Source organism: Nostoc sp. NMS4, assembly GCF_017115095.1.
In the GTDB taxonomy this organism is placed as follows: domain Bacteria; phylum Cyanobacteriota; class Cyanobacteriia; order Cyanobacteriales; family Nostocaceae; genus Nostoc.
This window is the reverse complement of the sequence record NZ_JABXKI010000127.1, coordinates 1-17,107: the sequence shown is the minus strand read 5'-3', so window position 1 is coordinate 17,107 and position 17,107 is coordinate 1. Positions and strand designations below refer to the sequence as shown.

The 17,107-nt window shown below is 43.1% G+C and carries 13 protein-coding genes and 1 pseudogene; 5 read left to right on the top strand and 9 right to left on the bottom strand.

The genetic code is table 11. From position 1 onward, the window contains the following. Window positions 1-130: 130 nt before the first annotated feature. From HWQ37_RS10225 to psbA, 7 genes and pseudogenes are all read right to left on the bottom strand, one after another. Window positions 131-952 carry an alpha/beta fold hydrolase gene (locus HWQ37_RS10225; protein ID WP_292746509.1) on the bottom strand — a complete coding sequence of 274 codons (822 nt, stop codon included), beginning with the start codon at window positions 950-952 and terminating at the stop codon, window positions 131-133. Window positions 953-1,007: 55 nt separating this feature from the next. Beyond that, on the bottom strand, window positions 1,008-1,400 hold the full coding sequence (locus tag HWQ37_RS10220; protein WP_292746506.1) for a carboxymuconolactone decarboxylase family protein: 393 nt from the start codon (window positions 1,398-1,400) through the stop codon (window positions 1,008-1,010). A gap of 68 nt (window positions 1,401-1,468) precedes the next feature. Then, a complete protein-coding gene (locus HWQ37_RS10215) occupies window positions 1,469-1,615 on the bottom strand; it encodes a hypothetical protein (protein ID WP_292746504.1) in 147 nt (48 codons plus the stop codon). A gap of 206 nt (window positions 1,616-1,821) precedes the next feature. Then, window positions 1,822-2,211, bottom strand: a pseudogene (locus HWQ37_RS10210) (IS110 family transposase); the annotation flags it as partial. A 508-nt stretch (window positions 2,212-2,719) separates the two neighbouring features. Further along, window positions 2,720-4,111: a malic enzyme-like NAD(P)-binding protein gene (locus HWQ37_RS10205; RefSeq protein ID WP_292746500.1), complete on the bottom strand. Its 1,392-nt coding sequence runs from the start codon at window positions 4,109-4,111 to the stop codon at window positions 2,720-2,722. 219 nt (window positions 4,112-4,330) lie between these two features. Beyond that, a complete protein-coding gene (locus HWQ37_RS10200) occupies window positions 4,331-5,020 on the bottom strand; it encodes a Uma2 family endonuclease (RefSeq protein WP_292746498.1) in 690 nt (229 codons plus the stop codon). Between the two features lie 107 nt (window positions 5,021-5,127). Further along, on the bottom strand, window positions 5,128-6,210 hold the full coding sequence (psbA, locus tag HWQ37_RS10195) for a photosystem II q(b) protein (protein WP_292746496.1): 1,083 nt from the start codon (window positions 6,208-6,210) through the stop codon (window positions 5,128-5,130). A gap of 586 nt (window positions 6,211-6,796) precedes the next feature. Here psbA and HWQ37_RS10190 point away from each other — a divergent pair. Next, window positions 6,797-7,891 carry a HoxN/HupN/NixA family nickel/cobalt transporter gene (locus tag HWQ37_RS10190; RefSeq protein WP_292746494.1) on the top strand — a complete coding sequence of 365 codons (1,095 nt, stop codon included), beginning with the start codon at window positions 6,797-6,799 and terminating at the stop codon, window positions 7,889-7,891. A 66-nt stretch (window positions 7,892-7,957) separates the two neighbouring features. On the opposite strand, the gene HWQ37_RS10185 is transcribed toward HWQ37_RS10190, so the two are convergent. Both HWQ37_RS10185 and HWQ37_RS10180 read right to left on the bottom strand, forming a co-directional pair. Further along, the gene (locus HWQ37_RS10185; RefSeq protein ID WP_292746492.1) at window positions 7,958-9,457 is read right to left on the bottom strand and encodes an MBOAT family O-acyltransferase; all 1,500 of its coding nucleotides are present in this window, start codon (window positions 9,455-9,457) and stop codon (window positions 7,958-7,960) included. A 143-nt stretch (window positions 9,458-9,600) separates the two neighbouring features. Further along, a complete protein-coding gene (locus HWQ37_RS10180) occupies window positions 9,601-12,615 on the bottom strand; it encodes a DUF1574 family protein (protein ID WP_292746490.1) in 3,015 nt (1,004 codons plus the stop codon). A gap of 518 nt (window positions 12,616-13,133) precedes the next feature. Here HWQ37_RS10180 and HWQ37_RS10175 point away from each other — a divergent pair. From HWQ37_RS10175 to HWQ37_RS10160, 4 genes are all read left to right on the top strand, one after another. Further along, complete coding sequence (locus HWQ37_RS10175) at window positions 13,134-13,388, top strand: hypothetical protein (RefSeq protein WP_292746487.1); 255 nt, start codon at window positions 13,134-13,136, stop codon at window positions 13,386-13,388. Window positions 13,389-13,472: 84 nt separating this feature from the next. Further along, entirely contained in the window at window positions 13,473-16,571 is a 3,099-nt protein-coding gene (locus tag HWQ37_RS10170; protein WP_292746485.1) for a phosphoenolpyruvate carboxylase, read from the top strand. Window positions 16,572-16,601: 30 nt separating this feature from the next. Beyond that, on the top strand, window positions 16,602-16,856 hold the full coding sequence (locus HWQ37_RS10165; RefSeq protein WP_292746483.1) for a hypothetical protein: 255 nt from the start codon (window positions 16,602-16,604) through the stop codon (window positions 16,854-16,856). Between the two features lie 82 nt (window positions 16,857-16,938). Beyond that, window positions 16,939-17,107: DUF4090 family protein (locus tag HWQ37_RS10160; RefSeq protein ID WP_292746511.1), on the top strand; the 169-nt coding region annotated here is incomplete at its 3' end.

Genomic DNA, 17,107 nt, shown 5'->3' with positions numbered 1-17,107 from the left:
GTAGCCTTATAAAGGAGAGGGAAGCTAGAGACAGGATGAAGTTTTGCATCTTATTTAATCCACGTTCCTTAGTTAGTATTATTTGAGATTCTCAAAACAGGGTTTTAGGAAGTAATCTAAAATCCAAAATCTAAAATCTAAAATTGCTATAAGCTAGCTTCAACTTCCCCAAAAAATTAAGCATAGCTGAAACCACAGCATCCGGCGACTCAATTAAGAAGCCATGACCACCGCGTTCGATGACTACAAGTTCAGCATTGGGAATACCTTGAGCAAGTTGTTGGGAAAACTTTAGCGGAGTGAGAATATCTTGTTTGCCAACTAAAACTAAGGTAGGACAATGAATTTGTTGGAGGCGGTCTATTGTGTGACTACTAAGAATTGCTTGGCTGTGATGATAAAGTGAATGAGTTGCAGGTGGGAAAGGATATCTAATAGCAAATTCAATCAGACCTTCGATCATGCCAGGAATTGAGTAGAACGCATCTGTAAATATCCAGGGTAATACGACTTTTTCATAAAGTTTTAGGTCTACATTACTAGGAAGTTCGCCCCAAGTCTCAATGATACTATTGAATAATGCATCACCTTTTGCTAAAGATGAGAGTAGCATCAGACTTTTTACCTTTTCAGGGTGTGCTAACACTAACTCTTGGGATATCTGACTACCCATTGAATGGCCTGCTAGATGCACTCGATCAATGCCGATGTGATCGAGCAATGCTGCAACGTCACTAGCCATCTGTTTCAAACTATAGGGACTTTCGGGAGCAGAACTTCTCCCCATACCTCGGTTATCTAAGCGAATGACTTGATACTGCGAAACTAGCGATGGCATAATCAGCGACCAATAAGCATGATCGCAAAGAAAGCCAGCTATTAATAGCAAAGGCTCACCCGTTCCCTTAATGTCGTAGAACAAATCAATCCCGTTAATCTGAACCTTGGGCATAGTAAATAATTCTGCTAAACCTTATTTTTAAGCAGGGATAGACAAGGCTAAATTCCTATGTCTTGAATTTTTCGTCCACCGGAATTTGATAGCCGTTGGCGAGGCGATTGGTCATATTGGCAGTAGCTGCGATCGCCATTAGCTCCCCGAACATAGTATCATTCATACCCTTGGCACGTGCTGCTGCTGTGTGCGAGGCGATGCAATACTCACAGCCATTGGTCGCACTCACGGCAATATAAATCAGTTCGCGCATCAGTGGATCGATCTCACCAGGGCCAACCATCACTTCCTTTAATGCTTGCCACGTTCGTTGTAAGGTGGGAGGATGGTTGGCTATGGCTTTCCAGAAGTTATTAATGTAGTCATTCTGACGTGTAACGCGGATGTCATCATACACTGCACGTACTTCGTCGCTGGCTTCTTCGTATTCGATCAACTTAGTCATGTTTTAATTCAGGGTAACTGGAACTTTGAGAGATTTAAAACCCTTCATCTAAATGAAGGGCGATCGCATCAGGTCAGAGGAATTATTTTACACAATTCCTGGAACAGCAGGTTAACTACTTTACTCATCAGCTTTCCCTGAATGTGTTTACCACCTAGCAGCTTTTCACCTTGTTCAGTGACGTTAGCCTTGAGTGAGCCGCGGTAGTCAATCAATTCCTTGGTTGGTTGACACTCTCAGCACTAAAAGTGACTGAGATTCTTGAAAAGTAATGAGTAATGAGTAATGAGTAATAAGTAAATACCCATTACTTATTACTTATTACTCATTACTTAGTCACAGCAGTTAAATAAAACTGCCGTTTGCTTCTACTCACGGCTGAAGCCTCTGAGCTTGTCAGCAAATCGTGTTATTTCTTGTCATTGCTTGGTAGCCTCCCAGTTTCAACGTCGGTCAAGACGTACTGCCACAGGCTGATACGGCACAGTGAGGAACCACTGGGTTTTTCAACAAGTCCATCCCCCGACTGTTCCAGAACAGTACCCATACCCAAACGCATTTTGAAAGTGTCGCGGCTGCGGTTGCGTTTAATTCGTTTGGTGTCACCTGCTAACCGCGTGACGGTAGTTTCTCCATTTTTGCGTAGCTTGCCGCCGTAGGCATCGCGTTCCGTTCGCTTCACTTCGCGAACTTCATGTTCAACTATGGGCTTCCCATTAATACCGAGGAACGACTCAAAGGGGTAAATTCTGGTGAGTAAACGCGATCGCACTCGCAACCCAAAACCAAATTTGTCAAACACGCTCATGTAACCCACATTCCGCACTTCAAAAGTAGCATAAAGTAATACAGAGTTGTTCTTGGATATACCTGAGTAAAAATACTTAGAAGCTTCCAGTCGAAAAAGTGAGACAATCAAAAAAATCTAAAATATTTTAGAGGTAGAAAAATTGTCTCCAACCTCAGAAACAAAAATTAAAAATATAGATCACTTATGCTATTACTGACGAAACCAAGCGGTCAAGGGCAGAAAGAGAAGATGGCTATATTTCTCCTTTTGGCACGGCTGGTACTACGAAAATTTATCTTCCTACCCAATTGCTCAAGACCGGACAAACTGGACAGGGTTCTGGTGTAGCCAATGTACTTCTTGCGCTGCTTGCCATCAACCAAGCGGGTAGGGATTGGCTAAGGGAACTCCAAGAAATAAATTATCCAATATTGTGGGGTGGGCAACATGAGCGCCCAGTTCATAGTGCGCTCATGTTGCCCACCCCACAAGAATTAATTGGATATTTTTTTATTTGGAAGTCCCTTAATTAATTCCGAGCGATGCCTTCTTCACGCGCTGCGCGTTGCACAGCAGCAGCAACAGCAGTGACAACGCGCTCATCAAATACGGAAGGAATAATATGCTCCCGATTCAAGTCTGAAGGCTTGACTAAAGAGGCGATCGCACTTGCGGCTTCTAGGTACATTTTGATGGTAATTGTCTGGGCGCGACAATCTAAAGCACCACGAAATACTCCCGGAAAAGCGAGGACGTTATTAATTTGATTTGGGTAATCACTGCGACCGGTAGCGATGATTGCCACATCTTTACTGATTAATTCTGGCTGAATCTCTGGAATCGGATTTGCCATTGCAAATACAATCGGATCTTTGGCCATTGATTGCACCATTTCTGGTGTCAAAACTCCTGGTGCGCTGACTCCAATAAACACATCTGCACCTTGCATTGCACCCGCTAATGTACCCTGACCTTTGACAGCAAATTCAAGTTTTTCCTCGGTTAAATCGGTGCGGTTGGTAGAGATAATCCCTTTTGAGTCGCACATCCAGATTTTTTCTGCCCCTGCTTTGCGAAGTAACCGAGCGATCGCTACTCCCGCCGCCCCAGCACCGTTAATCACGATCTTGATTTCCGCCATTGATTTATGTACCAGTTTCAGGGAATTAAACAATGCTGCCAAGGTGACAATTGCTGTACCATGCTGGTCATCGTGAAAAACGGGGATATCTAACTCTTCGCGCAATCTCTTTTCGATTTCAAAGCAGCGAGGTGCAGCGATATCCTCTAAATTCACACCCCCAAAAACTGGCGCAATATTCTTGACTGTCTGGATAATTTCTTCTGTATCTTGGGTGGCGAGACAGATGGGAAAAGCATCCAGCCCCGCAAATTCCTTAAACAGCATTGCTTTCCCTTCCATGACTGGTAAGGCGGCGGCTGGGCCGAGATTTCCCAAACCTAAAACGGCACTACCATCGGTAACAATGGCAACGGTGTTTTGTTTGATGGTTAAGTTGTAAACTTCCTCTGGATCTTGAGCGATCGCTGTACAAATTCGACCGACTCCGGGTGTGTAAGCCATTGCCAAATCGGAAACACTCTTCAGGGGAATTCTACTGGTAATGCTGATTTTGCCGCCGCGATGCAAATTAAAGGTGCGATCGTAAACACTGAGTAACTTGATGTCTGGCAGGGCTTTGATTGCTTGCACAATGGTTTCAGCGTGTTCGGTACTAGCTGCATCCACAGTCAGATCACGGGTGGATTCTTTGCGGGTTTGCTCGATTAAATCAATTTGACCGAGATTACCGCCAGTAGTTGCGATCGCCTGGGTTATTGACGCTAACATCCCTATACGATTGGGAATCTGCAAGCGCAGTGTCAAACTAAAACTAGAATTAGGAGTTAGGTCTGTCATGTTGATTTTGGATTTTAAGTTTTAGATTTTATATTGAATTGAGACAAAAACTAAAATCTGAGATTTATAGTCAGTGTAAACATTTTTTATTTATACCAATGCAGTTTACTAATATAAATGAGTAACAATTTAGTAATTGTACCCAAATACACCAGATATTTTTTAATATTTTATCTATATAAATATTTGTGTTTTTCAAAGCACTTGTATGAAATCTGACTAAGCTAACCGCGCCACAAACTCCGTGTGTTCTTTTGAATTTAACCCTTGTTGCAGCACTGCTAAAACTGTCGTCATGTCTCCTGTGAGGAGTGAGGTGACAGCTAACCACAAACCTGGAAATACCCTACTTTTAATCACCCCATCTGCATCTGCTACGAGTGGCAAATATTCACCATTTTGTAAAGAAAACCAGTCGAGTTTATTTTCTAAAGTTTGCCAGACGATGTATTCTTGTACTCCGTTGCGACGGTAGGCGCGTTTTTTGTCGTATAAATCAATAGATGCACTACTAGCTGCTACTTCTGCGACTAATTCCGGTGCGCCTTCTATGTAATCATCTTCACTTATTTGTGCCTGTCCCCTGTCTGCTTTTTCTATCAACAGCAAAACATCAGGCTGTGGTTCATTGTCTAAATCCAAGCGCACGGTAGCATTATCGCCTAGCGCTACGCCTGGGGTAAAAACTTGATAAACTCCCAACCAGGTAATTAACTGTCCATGAGGTTGGCCATGACTTCTAAAACGCAGAGGTGATGCCACGTAAACTACTCCTTCGATTAATTCTGCTTTTTTATCGGGCATTGCTGTATAACGTCGCTCGAATTCGTAGCGGGTTAAGCGATCGCCACTTTCTAAAGGAGGGATAAAAGCGCTATTATTTAAGCCATGTTCCACGGAAACCGTCATTACCTAATTCCTCATCCATAGGAGTTGTAGTTTGAATCTACCATGCCCCAACAAAAAAACGCTCCCCATTTCTGGAGAGCGCTTTTTATTCAGCTAATACTGAAATATTAACCGTTGATTGCAGGAGCAGTCATTGCTACAGGTGTAATTTCACCAGCAGCCAAATCTAGGGGGAAGTTGTGAGCGTTACGCTCGTGCATTACTTCCATACCCAAGTTAGCGCGGTTGATTACGTCTGCCCAAGTGCTGATAACGCGACCTTGGGAGTCAATGATTGATTGGTTGAAGTTGAAACCGTTCAGGTTGAATGCCATCGTGCTGATACCCAAAGCGGTAAACCAGATACCAATGACAGGCCAAGCTGCGAGCAAGAAGTGCAATTGACGGCTGTTTTGAAATGATGCGTATTGGAAAATTAAACGACCGAAGTAGCCGTGGGCTGCAACGATGTTGTAGGTTTCTTCTTCTTGACCGAACTTGTAACCGTAGTTTAGAGATTCGGTTTCGGTGGTTTCACGCACCAAGGAAGAAGTTACTAGAGAACCGTGCATTGCTGAGAACAAGCTACCGCCGAATACACCAGCCACACCTAACATGTGGAAGGGGTGCATCAAGATGTTATGTTCTGCTTGGAACACAATCATGAAGTTGAAGGTTCCAGAGATACCCAAAGGCATACCATCAGAGAATGAACCTTGACCGATTGGGTAGATCAAGAATACTGCGGTAGCGGAAGCCAAAGGTGCGCTGTAAGCTACGCAGATCCAAGGACGCATCCCTAAGCGGTAAGAAAGTTCCCACTGACGACCGAGGTAAGTAGCGCAGCCAATCAAGAAGTGGAAAACTACCAATTGGTAAGGGCCGCCGTTGTACAACCACTCGTCTAAGGAAGCAGCTTCCCAAATTGGGTAAAAGTGCAAACCGATGGCGTTTGAAGAAGGAACAACTGCACCAGAGATGATGTTGTTTCCGTAGATCAAAGAACCTGCAACTGGTTCGCGGATACCATCGATGTCTACAGGAGGAGCAGCGATGAAAGCAATTACGAAGCAGGTGGTCGCAGCTAGCAGGGTAGGAATCATCAAAACGCCGAACCAACCGATATATATACGGTTTTCGGTGCTGGTGATCCACTCGCAGAAGCGATCCCATACGCTAGCGCCAGAGCGCCGTTGTAAGGTTGTGGTCATGGTTTTATAAGTGCTATGGGTTGTTAAATATGGAACAAGCAAATTTTATTTCGCCTGTTGAAATATACTCTACATGAATTTACTTGGATGCAATCTGTGACTTAATATTCTGTAACAGAATTCTTTAACAAGCTCATCGAACTGGAAATTTTTCCTACTATTAAATAATAATGACAAAAGTAATAGATTCAGGCTTTGTAAGGCATTTCAAGACTAAAGTAACTATCACTTTCAATCATGAGATCGCCTATTAGACTATGGCGGAAGTTTGCCTTTAACAAGGGGCTTAATCAATTAAGCAGTTAATTTTGATTGAAATAGTAAGTCGATTTCCGCCGTGCTGTAATACTTCCTTGCCTTTACACTTCTTTACAATCATTCGGTGGGGAAAATTTTAAACCTTAATCAAATCTTGAAATGCCCCCCTAGAGGATTGCAGTTTTTATCCTAATAGGTTTTATTAAAAAGTTACATCTCTTAAATAATCTTCACGAGTCTAAACTAAATAGTTAGGCTCAGTTTTTCGCTGCTAATACAGTCCGATTAGTTTTCACTACACAAAAATGTGTCTTTAAAGAGGAAATGTATGTTATCAGGTTTTTTGCGTGTTTTCAACGATAGTTCCAGAAACGTTAGACGTAAAGTTATCAATATTTATGCATTCCTGATTAGTGTGAATATTTTGGTTTGGGTAGTTGCCCTCATTGCATTCCACAGCTACCCCCTTCTGCTTGGCACTGCCGTATTAGCTTATAGCTTTGGTCTACGTCATGCTGTAGATGCCGATCATATTGCGGCGATTGACAATGTTACCCGTAAATTGATGCAGGAGAACAAACGACCTGTTTCTGTTGGGTTCTTTTTCTCACTGGGTCATTCCACCATTGTAGTTTTAGCCTCTGTTGCGATCGCTTTGACCGCCGCAACCATCCAAAAGGATTTTCCTAACTTTCAAAAGGTTGGTGGGTTAATTGGCACTACTGTTTCTGCGCTTTTCCTACTGGCAATTGCAGCGATTAATATGGTGGTTCTCTGGGATGTCTATAAAACCTTCCAAAGCGTAAAGCGGGGAGGAATCTACGACGATCAGTCCTTAGATGAATTTTTGAACCAACGTGGATTGTTAGGTCGCTTCTTCCGTCCCTTGTTTCGGTTGATAGATAGTAGCTGGAAAATGTACCCTTTGGGGTTTCTTTTCGGTTTAGGCTTCGATACCGCGACTGAGGTAGGACTGCTTGGGATCTCTGCAAGTCAGGCAGCTAAAGGTCTGCCGATTTGGTCGATCTTATTGTTCCCAGCTTTGTTCACAGCAGGTATGTCCCTAGTTGACACTACTGACGGCATTTTAATGCTTGGTGCTTATGGCTGGGCTTACGTCAAACCAATCCGCAAGCTTTACTATAATATGACCATCACCTTTGTTTCTGTACTGGTGGCTGTAATCATCGGAGGGATTGAAGCTCTGAGCATCATTGGCGATCAGTTAGAACTCAAAGGTTCATTTTGGAATTTTATTAGTGAACTAAGTGATAATTTTGGCACAATTGGCTACTTGATCATTGGCATCTTTGTATTAAGTTGGTTACTCTCGACTTTTATCTACAAAGTCAAGAAGTACGATGAGTTGGAGGTTACTACCACTACAATCTCTAAGCAGACAGATACAAATCAAAGGAAATGAGCAATCTTAAGTGTGGACAAGGGTTAGAGCAAGTATCCGACTTGGAAGTGCGAATTGAAGTTGACTTTAAAAATCAAAGTAGATGTAGGGCAAACTGCCTTCAGGGGCTAATAACCAAACAGCGTAGAAACAGATGGGAACAAAGACAAGCTTGAGAGGCCAGTTAAACTCTAACTTCAGCATTCGGTTGAAGGCATAAACTACAGCCATCAGGGTAGCTAAAGCTAGAAGTACCCAAGTAAGTTGGGATTGGCTCATATTTAAGGCTTCCACATAGACTTTTTGGGCAAATTGAGCGTCAGCCGGATAACCCCAAAGATGCCGAATTACTAAAGAAGAGTCTTGGAGATTAGGTAGACGGAACCAAATCCAAGAGGTAAAAACCATCAGTTGAGTTAAGAACCAAGCGACAAAGATACCCAGAGGATTTTGCCAGAATTGTTCTAATTTTTCAAAGCGATCGCTTAGAGAATCTGTAAGTCGATGAACCACCAAAGCTAATCCGTGGAATATGCCCCAAACTACATAACCCAAAGCAGCACCGTGCCAGATACCAGCGATTACCATCACAATAAATAAATTCCAGCAGGTACGGATTAAACCTCGACGGGAACCACCCAAAGGAAAGTAGACATAGTTTCGCAGCCAATCTCCGAGAGTGATATGCCAACGCCGCCAAAATTCGGAAATATTGGTGCTGAAATAGGGAAAGTCAAAATTCTCAGGTAGAACCAAGCCAAAAAGCATAGCAGTACCACGGGCGATGTCTACATAACCGTTAAAATCTAGATATAACTGCAAGCCATAAGCGAATGTAGCTAACCAGAGATCGGTACTACCTGCTCGTTGCAAATTACCAAAACATAAATCGACAAAAATTCCCAAGTGGTCTGCAAAAATACCTTTTTTGACTGCACCCCTAGCAATTAACCATAGTGCTTCAGCGACTCTATTGCTACCGGGTAATTCGAGTGTATTAAATTGATTAGCTAAGTTGTGGTAGCGCGTAATCGGCCCTGAAATCAGTTTGGCGAAAAATAATTTGTATGTAGCAAATTTGAGAAAATTATCAGTAGCAGGGGCACCGCGATAAACATCTATTAAATAAGCAATACATTCAAAGGTGAAAAATGAAATTCCCAATGGTGCAATTAATTTAAAAGAGTTATCTGGTGAGTTTGTTTGGACATGAAAAACAAACTTGAATAAAGGGGTAAAATACTTAAAAGCTAATAACAGTAAAACATTTAGACTTATACCCAGCCATAAAACTTTTAGACGGCGACGATTCCAATCAACTTGAGCAAATTGCCACTCTTCATTAGAAATTTGCCAGTCAAGAGAATGTTTTCCTGGTGATGTATTATTCCCAATTTCTAGCCCCACCCGAAAATTAATAAACGTCAATGCTAATAGTAATGGTATGTATTGGATGTGCAAAGATGCATAGAAAACCAAACTGGCAATTAGCAGCGTCCACAATCGAAATTTATGTTGTGCTAAAGACCAGTAAATTCCTAACACACTCAACAAGAACAGCCCATAGAAAATTGATATAAAGTTCATTTTTTAGTCATTTGTCATTTGTCATTTGTCATTTGTCATTTGTCATTTGTTATTGGGCATGAGGAGGCAGGAGTTCTTTAATTTTGAATTTTGAATTTTGAATTTTGAATTGATTTCTCCCTCATCTCCCCAGTCCCCATTCCCTACTTCACCGGCCAAGGAATCATCGGATCGTTAGCCAATTTTTTCGAGACTTCGTATGCACCAAAGCGGTTGAGGTGGCTAGGATCGGAAAAGAAGTCATTTGCTTTTGGCCACTGTTGGCTCAAATCACGATAAATAAAGTTGGGATTAGTAGCTAAACGCAACATATATTGCTGAAATTCTTGCTCATATTGTTTACGCACTGGATCTAAATAATCTCCCGTCAGAGGCATATTGACAAAGACTAAAGAAATTTTCTGAGACTGGGTAAACTGAAGCACTTCTTGAAAAGCAGTATCTTGCTGTCCTTCTACTTGGAAAGATTTATAGTCGTTGTCATAATTTCCGGGAACTCTCGAATGTTTTTGATAGTATCTAGCAGGATTAAAGCGAATAGACAAGGGTAAAAAGCCATCAAAGTCAACCGCTTGCTGGGAAATACTTTCATCGGAAGTACCGTCTGTCACCTGTTTTTCTGATGTAACTGTCTGATTCTGACCAAATAAAAGCAGTTCTTTTTGGAGTAAACTTTTAATTTGGTCGCGGTTTTGATAGCTAGCTGAAAGAGATGCTAAAGCCTGATTTAACGAGTCATTGACAGCTTGATATGTACTAACTTCCTGTTTTTCTTCGTTTGTTTTTTGTTCTCCCGAATTTACTGTATTTTCTGGCGAATCATTGCTAATTGCAGTTGTTGGTGTTTTTTGAAATGCTTGTTTATAACCAGCTGATGCAGCCAGCGATTTAAAGGTAATATCTTCGCGTCCACCGTTGAAAGCACGCGCACCATCTGCCCAGATAATTATTTTGGGTAGTTCTGATGGTTCCAGTACGTGAAGAATCACAAAGTCTACAACTTGTGCTGTAGCACCGTTGATCCCAAAGTTAAATACATCCAGATTTGGATAGCCCTGAGTCGCTAAAGCTTTAGAAAGTGCTGCGGGATCTACTCCTCTGAGGGCGCGGGAGGAGCCAATAATCAATATATCTGGGGGACTACCAGTTCTAGCTAAACGCTGTTTATACAGTGCTAGTTGCTCGTCTAACTGTCTGACATTAAAACTTGGCATCTGCGATCGCGCTGCTAAAAGAATAGCTGTTGCGGTTGCTTTTTCCTTCAGTGGTGCGGCTGCCAAATTATTTTTTGGGGTATCATCACTCTGGGTAAATTCCGAAGCGTTAAATACAGAACTCTGATTTGGCGAGGATTTCGTCTTGGAAGTGCTGCTAAAAAATGTCGTTTTCTGATTCTGATTTTTCCCAGATGTCAAAGATGCCTTTTGCTCAGAAGATGATGGGAGGGTGGCATTAGCAACTTTTGGCGAACTGGGCGTATTCAGTGCAATAATTCGACCCAATACCCAATCAGTTTGGAGGGTGAGCAATAATCCCAGTGTTCCCCAAACCAGAGCAACTTTAATTCCTTGAACATCAGCGTTAGGTTCGGCTGACTGCTTGCTTTCGCTAAATAGCTGGCTTTTCAACAGGAATTTTCTCGCAGTTGAACTCGCCGTTGCCATCCAATCTCGCGCTACTTCTGTTACAAAACTTTGAACTTCTTCTGTCGTTAACTCTGGGCGCAAAATTGGCTCACTAGTTTCAGGGGTTACTAAATCGTTAATGTATATAGAAGTAGCAGCAAATTCTGGGGTTGCTTCTGGTACTAAACGTTGGCGATGTTCAAGATCGAGGCCATAATGCCAAAAAGGTTCTTTATTCCCGGCACGGCGACCGTAGACACGTACTCCCATAATACCGGGAATTTTTAAATGGCGGATAAACTGCGTAATTTTACTTGCGACTTGTTGCCGCTGTGGGCAAACAGGTGCATCACACATAATGTGTAATAAACCATTTTTGTTCAGTAAAAGTACGCGAATTCCACCTGTCAATAGTCGCCAATCCAAATCAGGATTGAGTAAGCGCTCTAGTAAAAATACGATCGCTGCTTCATCGCCAGTATTTGCCAAATCTAGGGGCGATATGGCAAAGGTGGGATAGTTTGCTGCGGGTAAAGATAGCCAATCAACCCAAGTCGGTTCCTTGTCACCTGCTTTTTGTCCGTAGATGGTGGCGGCGAGAATGCCTTGAGGAGCGATCGCTTCTAGCTGCGGTAAAATCGCCTCTAAGCACACTCCCTTGTCTGGGATTGGGGCGGTTCCTAAAGGATCAAAAGCGGGGATACAAAAAATATGTAGCGTTGACTCTTTGAGAGAAACTTGCACGCCAACTTTTAATGCTGATAGTACCTCAGTTAATAATCGCGCGATCGCTTGGATATCACCCCAACGCGCCCACTCTTTAAGCATCACCTCTGGTGGTGTCAAATCTATCCGCAACAGCCAATCAGGGACAGTTTCGCCGCTTACCTGAGAAACAATTACCGCATCTTGGTAGCCGGAAAGCTTGAGATAACGCAACTTTTGTGCTATTGGTTCGGCGAGCAAGGATGCATCAGGGCTATAGCTTGACTGGCAAAATATCCACAGGCGATTTTCTTCTGGCTGAGAATTCTTGGGCTTATATGGCTTAATCTTTACCTGTACTGATACACCTAGCGTACTCAGAGTTTCGCTGAGATATCGAGCGATCGCCTCTGGATTCCCTTGACGTGCCAAACTTTCGTTAGAGACAATTAGCGCCCCACCCGATTGTTTTGATTTTTCCGAATCTTCTAGCAGCGCTTGTTGCACCTGATCGAGATGCTTATCTATTTGATTCAAGTGAACTCGATGGCACCATGAGGGGCGCTGTTCCCCTTTTCTGCGGCCATAGACAAATACTTGATATATTGAGGTTTGTTCGCTGCTTGTGAGAATATCTAAGTTTGTTTGCTGTAATGCTTGCAGCAAGTCAGACAAAGTACGCCAACGCTGCGGACATTCCGTACCTTCACAAAGAATATGAAGGTCATTTCCCCGCAACCGGACTTTCACTCCGAAAGTGTTGATCCCTGTTGCTTGGCTTACCCATTGCACTAAGGATTGCTGGCGATCTGGTAATACTGTTTTCATGCTCAGTTAACTTTACAGGAAGCGATGGTTGGGGAATAGTACCTGCACTTGTAAACTAGAACCATCTGTCTATCACACTCTGACGGTTTTTTTTAACAATTTTGTTACCTTCGTAGCTCACAAAATCGTACAAGATAGTTTTGTATAGGTTGCAAGTCTGACTAATGTTGAGTTTTGCGTTTATTTTACTAATAGGGAGTCAAAAATCAGAAGTTAGGAGTTAGGAGAGACGCGATGAATCGCGTCTGTACAAGAGTCAGGAGTTAGGAGTCAGAATAATTCTATATGACTGACTGATGACTTGTCCTTTAAAGCCGGACTTGTGTGCCACTGCCCTAACGCCCCTGATGGCTGAAACAAACAATAAGCTTATCTCATTTCAACTCCATCCTTTTATTGTTGGAGTCATCCTAACTCCTAACTTCTTTTTCTTGTACAGACGCGATTAATCGCGTCTCTCCTAAACAAAAGCGATTAATCGCGTCTCTAGCCATAATTCCCATAATCAAAAATTAGCAATGCCTCCTACCAACCAACAGTCTTCAACTAAACCCACATCCAATCTGGATTTATTTCCCATTCCTCAATCGTTCCTTTTACAAATAGGTACAGCGTCTATATTACTGCTGCTGATTACCGGAAAAACGACACTCAGAGCGCTAGAAGCCATAGGAGAAGCCAGTGAAGAATTATTTCGCGGCGATCGCCTACCCAATCTAGATTTCCCAGATGAACCCGAAATCAATCAAGATGAGAAGATATACACCAAATAATTATTTGCTCAGGAACAACCCGGTGAGCATTAAGTGCAAAACCTAGAACCGTAAACAGTAATTAGCTTTACAAGAATAGAGAATATGGGTTCCCTTTTATACTCTTCGTCTCAAACTGCGGATATATACCCGGTGTCGGAATTATTTTTGCGCCATCGTCTCCAGGTAGTGGAAGAATTGTGGGAGTCAGTTCTCCGGCAAGAATGTGGTCAAAATATGGTAGACTTGTTGCGTCAGTTGCGCGATTTATGTTCGCCAGAAGGACAAGCAACAAATGACCAAGCATCTTCAGCCGTCAAATTAATTGAACAACTAAATATCAACGAAGCAATTCGTGCGGCTCGTGCTTTCGCTCTGTATTTTCAGTTGATTAACATCATCGAGCAGGAATACGAACAACGGCAGCAATTGAGTCGTTATGAGGCAGAAACAGAGGCTATAGAGCCAGAAACCCCAGCCAATGTCAACTATTCGTCTAATCAAAGAGAAGATGACGCGCCTGTTAGCAAGGGAATAGCAGCAGCCTTCCTCAAAAAGAATTATCTCGAAAAAGCGCAAGTCAAACCAAAAGGTACTTTTGCTGCCTTGTTTCCCTATTTATTCAAACTGAATGTACCACCCCAACAAATTCAACGTCTAATTACACATCTGGATGTGCGCTTAGTTTTCACAGCGCATCCGACGGAAATTGTTCGTCATACCATCCGGGATAAGCAGCGACAGGTAGTACAACTTTTACAAAAACTGGATGCTTTGGAAAACCATTCTGGGACTACACCAGGAGCGTACCCTTGGGAAGCAGCAGATGTCCGCGAACAATTGCTCGAAGAGATTCGCTTGTGGTGGCGTACAGACGAACTTCACCAATTCAAACCCACAGTGCTAGATGAAGTAGATTATGCCCTGCACTACTTCCAAGAAGTTTTATTTGATGGGATTCCCCAACTTTATAAACGTTTCAAACACACCCTATCCAATACCTTTCCTTGGCTAGAACCACCGAGTAAAAACTTTTGCTCTTTTGGCTCCTGGGTAGGCTCAGATAGAGATGGAAACCCATCAGTGACACCCGAAATCACCTGGAAAACTGCTTGCTATCAGCGCAAAATGGTGCTAGGGAGATATATTCAGTCAGTGAAAAATCTGATTGAATTGTTGAGTGTGTCGATGCACTGGAGTGATGTTTTACCTGACTTACTAGAATCTCTAGAATTGGATCAGTCCCAGTTGAGTGAAGTCTACGACGCACTGGCACTACGTTATCGACAAGAACCCTATCGGCTGAAACTAGCTTACGTGCTGAAACGGCTAGAAAATACCCGCGATCGCAATCTTTCTTTGTACAATCGGGAAACGCCAACAAATCAAGATAGCCCCCTGTATCTTTCGGGAGACTATTTTTTAGCAGAACTGCGGATGATTCAGCGCAACTTAACAGAAACAGGTTTAAGTTGTCGAGAATTAGAAAATCTGATCTGTCAGGTAGAAATTTTTGGCTTTAACTTGACACAGTTAGATATCCGCCAAGAATCATCTCGTCACGCCGACGCGCTCAATGAGATCCTCGAATACCTGCAAATATTACCCCAACCTTACAACGAACTATCCGAGGAGCAGAGAGTTGCTTGGCTCACAGGCGAACTGCAAACCCGCCGGCCATTAATTCCCGCAGAATTGCCATTTTCCGAAAAAACCAACGATGTAATAGAAACTTTTCGCATCGTGCGATCGCTCCAACAAGAATTTGGTCTTAACATCTGCCAAACTTACATTATCAGTATGTGCCGCGACGTAAGCGACGTACTGGAAGTACTACTCTTAGCCAAAGAAGCCAGACTTTTTGACCCCGCCATAGCCGTCGGAACCATTCAAGTAGTCCCCCTATTTGAGACAGTAGAAGATTTACAACGCTCCAGAAGCGTCATGCGGAAACTGTTTGAATTGCCCTTATATCGCGCTTTATTAGCTGGTGGTTACGAACAGACAAAAACAGAAGGTGCAGATGAAAATTCCTCCCCCCCTGCCTCCCCTGCTCCTCTGCTCCCCTGCTCCCCTGCCTCCTCCCCCCTCACCCCCAACTTGCAAGAAGTCATGCTGGGGTATTCTGACAGCAACAAAGACTCTGGTTTTTTAAGTAGCAACTGGGAAATCCATAAAGCTCAAAAATCACTGCAACAAATAGCAGAAAACTACGATCTGAATTTGCGGATTTTCCACGGACGCGGCGGTTCTGTAGGACGAGGAGGCGGCCCCGCTTACGAAGCGATTTTGGCTCAACCGGGTCATAGTATCAATGGGCGAATCAAGATTACCGAACAAGGAGAAGTTTTAGCTTCCAAATATTCCTTGTTGGACTTGGCATTGTACCACATGGAAACCATTACAACTGCTGTGATTCAAGCTAGCTTATTGCGGACAGGGTTTGATGATATTGAACCCTGGAATGAGATTATGGAAGAATTAGCAGCGCGATCGCGTCAACATTATCGTGCTTTAATCTACGAACAGCCTGATTTTGTTGATTTCTTCCACGAAGTAACTCCCATTGAAGAAATTAGCCAACTACAAATTAGTTCCCGTCCCGCCCGCCGTCCATCTGGTAAGAAAGATTTAAGTAGTTTGCGAGCTATTCCTTGGGTATTTAGCTGGACACAAACTCGCTTTTTGCTGCCTTCCTGGTATGGCGTTGGCACAGCTTTACAAGAATTCTTGAACGAAGAACCAGAAGAACACTTGAAATTACTGCGCTACTTTTACGTGAAGTGGCCCTTCTTCAAGATGGTGATTTCTAAGGCCGAGATGACCTTGGCAAAAGTAGATATGCAAATGGCACACCACTACGTCCAGGAACTCTCAAAACCAGAAGACCGACTCCGCTTTGACAAGGTGTTTGACCAAATTGCTAGCGAGTTCTATCTCACAAGAGATTTGGTGTTAAAAATCACCGATCACAATCGACTGTTAGATGGCGATCCTATATTGCAACGATCTGTACAGTTACGCAATGGCACAATTGTCCCCTTGGGATTTATCCAAGTTTCGCTACTCAAGCGTCTACGGCAGTCCCAAAGTACTACTGCTACTTCTGGAGTCATTCATTCTCGTTATAGCAAAGGCGAGTTACTGCGAGGAGCATTGTTAACTATTAATGGGATTGCTGCTGGGATGAGAAATACTGGTTGATTGGGAATGGGGCATTGGGCATTGGGCATAATGACAAAAAATAGAATCTTAATTTGCACTTTATTGGCTCTATCATCAGGTTTTTTTGGTGCTTACACTAGTGGGCAAATCACCATGATGCTTCATAGCCAAAAGTGCCAAAGTCAACCTTGGGGTTTAAAGGAGATGTGCAACGCTTGGATGACACCAGGAGCAATATGGCAAGGTAGCACCACAGGACTATGGACAGGCACTATCTTAGGGGCATTTGTTGGTGGTGTGGTGACGCGACAAGCTCGTAATTAATCTAACGTGAGTTTGAGGGTTGGCGGCTTTGGTGTCAGCAAGGCTGGTAAAATCTACCCATAGCGAAGAAGAGAAAATTACCATGCCTACCGAAACTAACCCAGGGAATCAAACTACTACAGGTGCTGATGCGATTGATGAAGCGATCGCACAGGGAATCGATTTTGATGGTTCTCCGATTCCGCCCGCCAAGCTCGAACTTTATGGTAAAGTTATGGCGCTAGAAGGCAATAGACAACGCAGTGGTGTAT

What these genes read in the sequence shown, in the direction of transcription:
- HWQ37_RS10200 (WP_292746498.1), bottom strand. Translation starts at nt 5,020, where the DNA reads ATGACGGTTTCCGTGGAACATGGCTTAAATAATAGCGCTTTTATCCCT.
- HWQ37_RS10180 (WP_292746490.1), bottom strand. Translation starts at nt 12,615, where the DNA reads ATGAAAACAGTATTACCAGATCGCCAGCAATCCTTAGTGCAATGGGTA.
- HWQ37_RS10165 (WP_292746483.1), top strand. Translation starts at nt 16,602, where the DNA reads ATGACAAAAAATAGAATCTTAATTTGCACTTTATTGGCTCTATCATCA.
- psbA (WP_292746496.1), bottom strand. Translation starts at nt 6,210, where the DNA reads ATGACCACAACCTTACAACGGCGCTCTGGCGCTAGCGTATGGGATCGC.
- HWQ37_RS10220 (WP_292746506.1), bottom strand. Translation starts at nt 1,400, where the DNA reads ATGACTAAGTTGATCGAATACGAAGAAGCCAGCGACGAAGTACGTGCA.
- HWQ37_RS10225 (WP_292746509.1), bottom strand. Translation starts at nt 952, where the DNA reads ATGCCCAAGGTTCAGATTAACGGGATTGATTTGTTCTACGACATTAAG.
- HWQ37_RS10175 (WP_292746487.1), top strand. Translation starts at nt 13,134, where the DNA reads ATGCCTCCTACCAACCAACAGTCTTCAACTAAACCCACATCCAATCTG.
- HWQ37_RS10170 (WP_292746485.1), top strand. Translation starts at nt 13,473, where the DNA reads ATGGGTTCCCTTTTATACTCTTCGTCTCAAACTGCGGATATATACCCG.
- HWQ37_RS10190 (WP_292746494.1), top strand. Translation starts at nt 6,797, where the DNA reads ATGTTATCAGGTTTTTTGCGTGTTTTCAACGATAGTTCCAGAAACGTT.
- HWQ37_RS10185 (WP_292746492.1), bottom strand. Translation starts at nt 9,457, where the DNA reads ATGAACTTTATATCAATTTTCTATGGGCTGTTCTTGTTGAGTGTGTTA.
- HWQ37_RS10205 (WP_292746500.1), bottom strand. Translation starts at nt 4,111, where the DNA reads ATGACAGACCTAACTCCTAATTCTAGTTTTAGTTTGACACTGCGCTTG.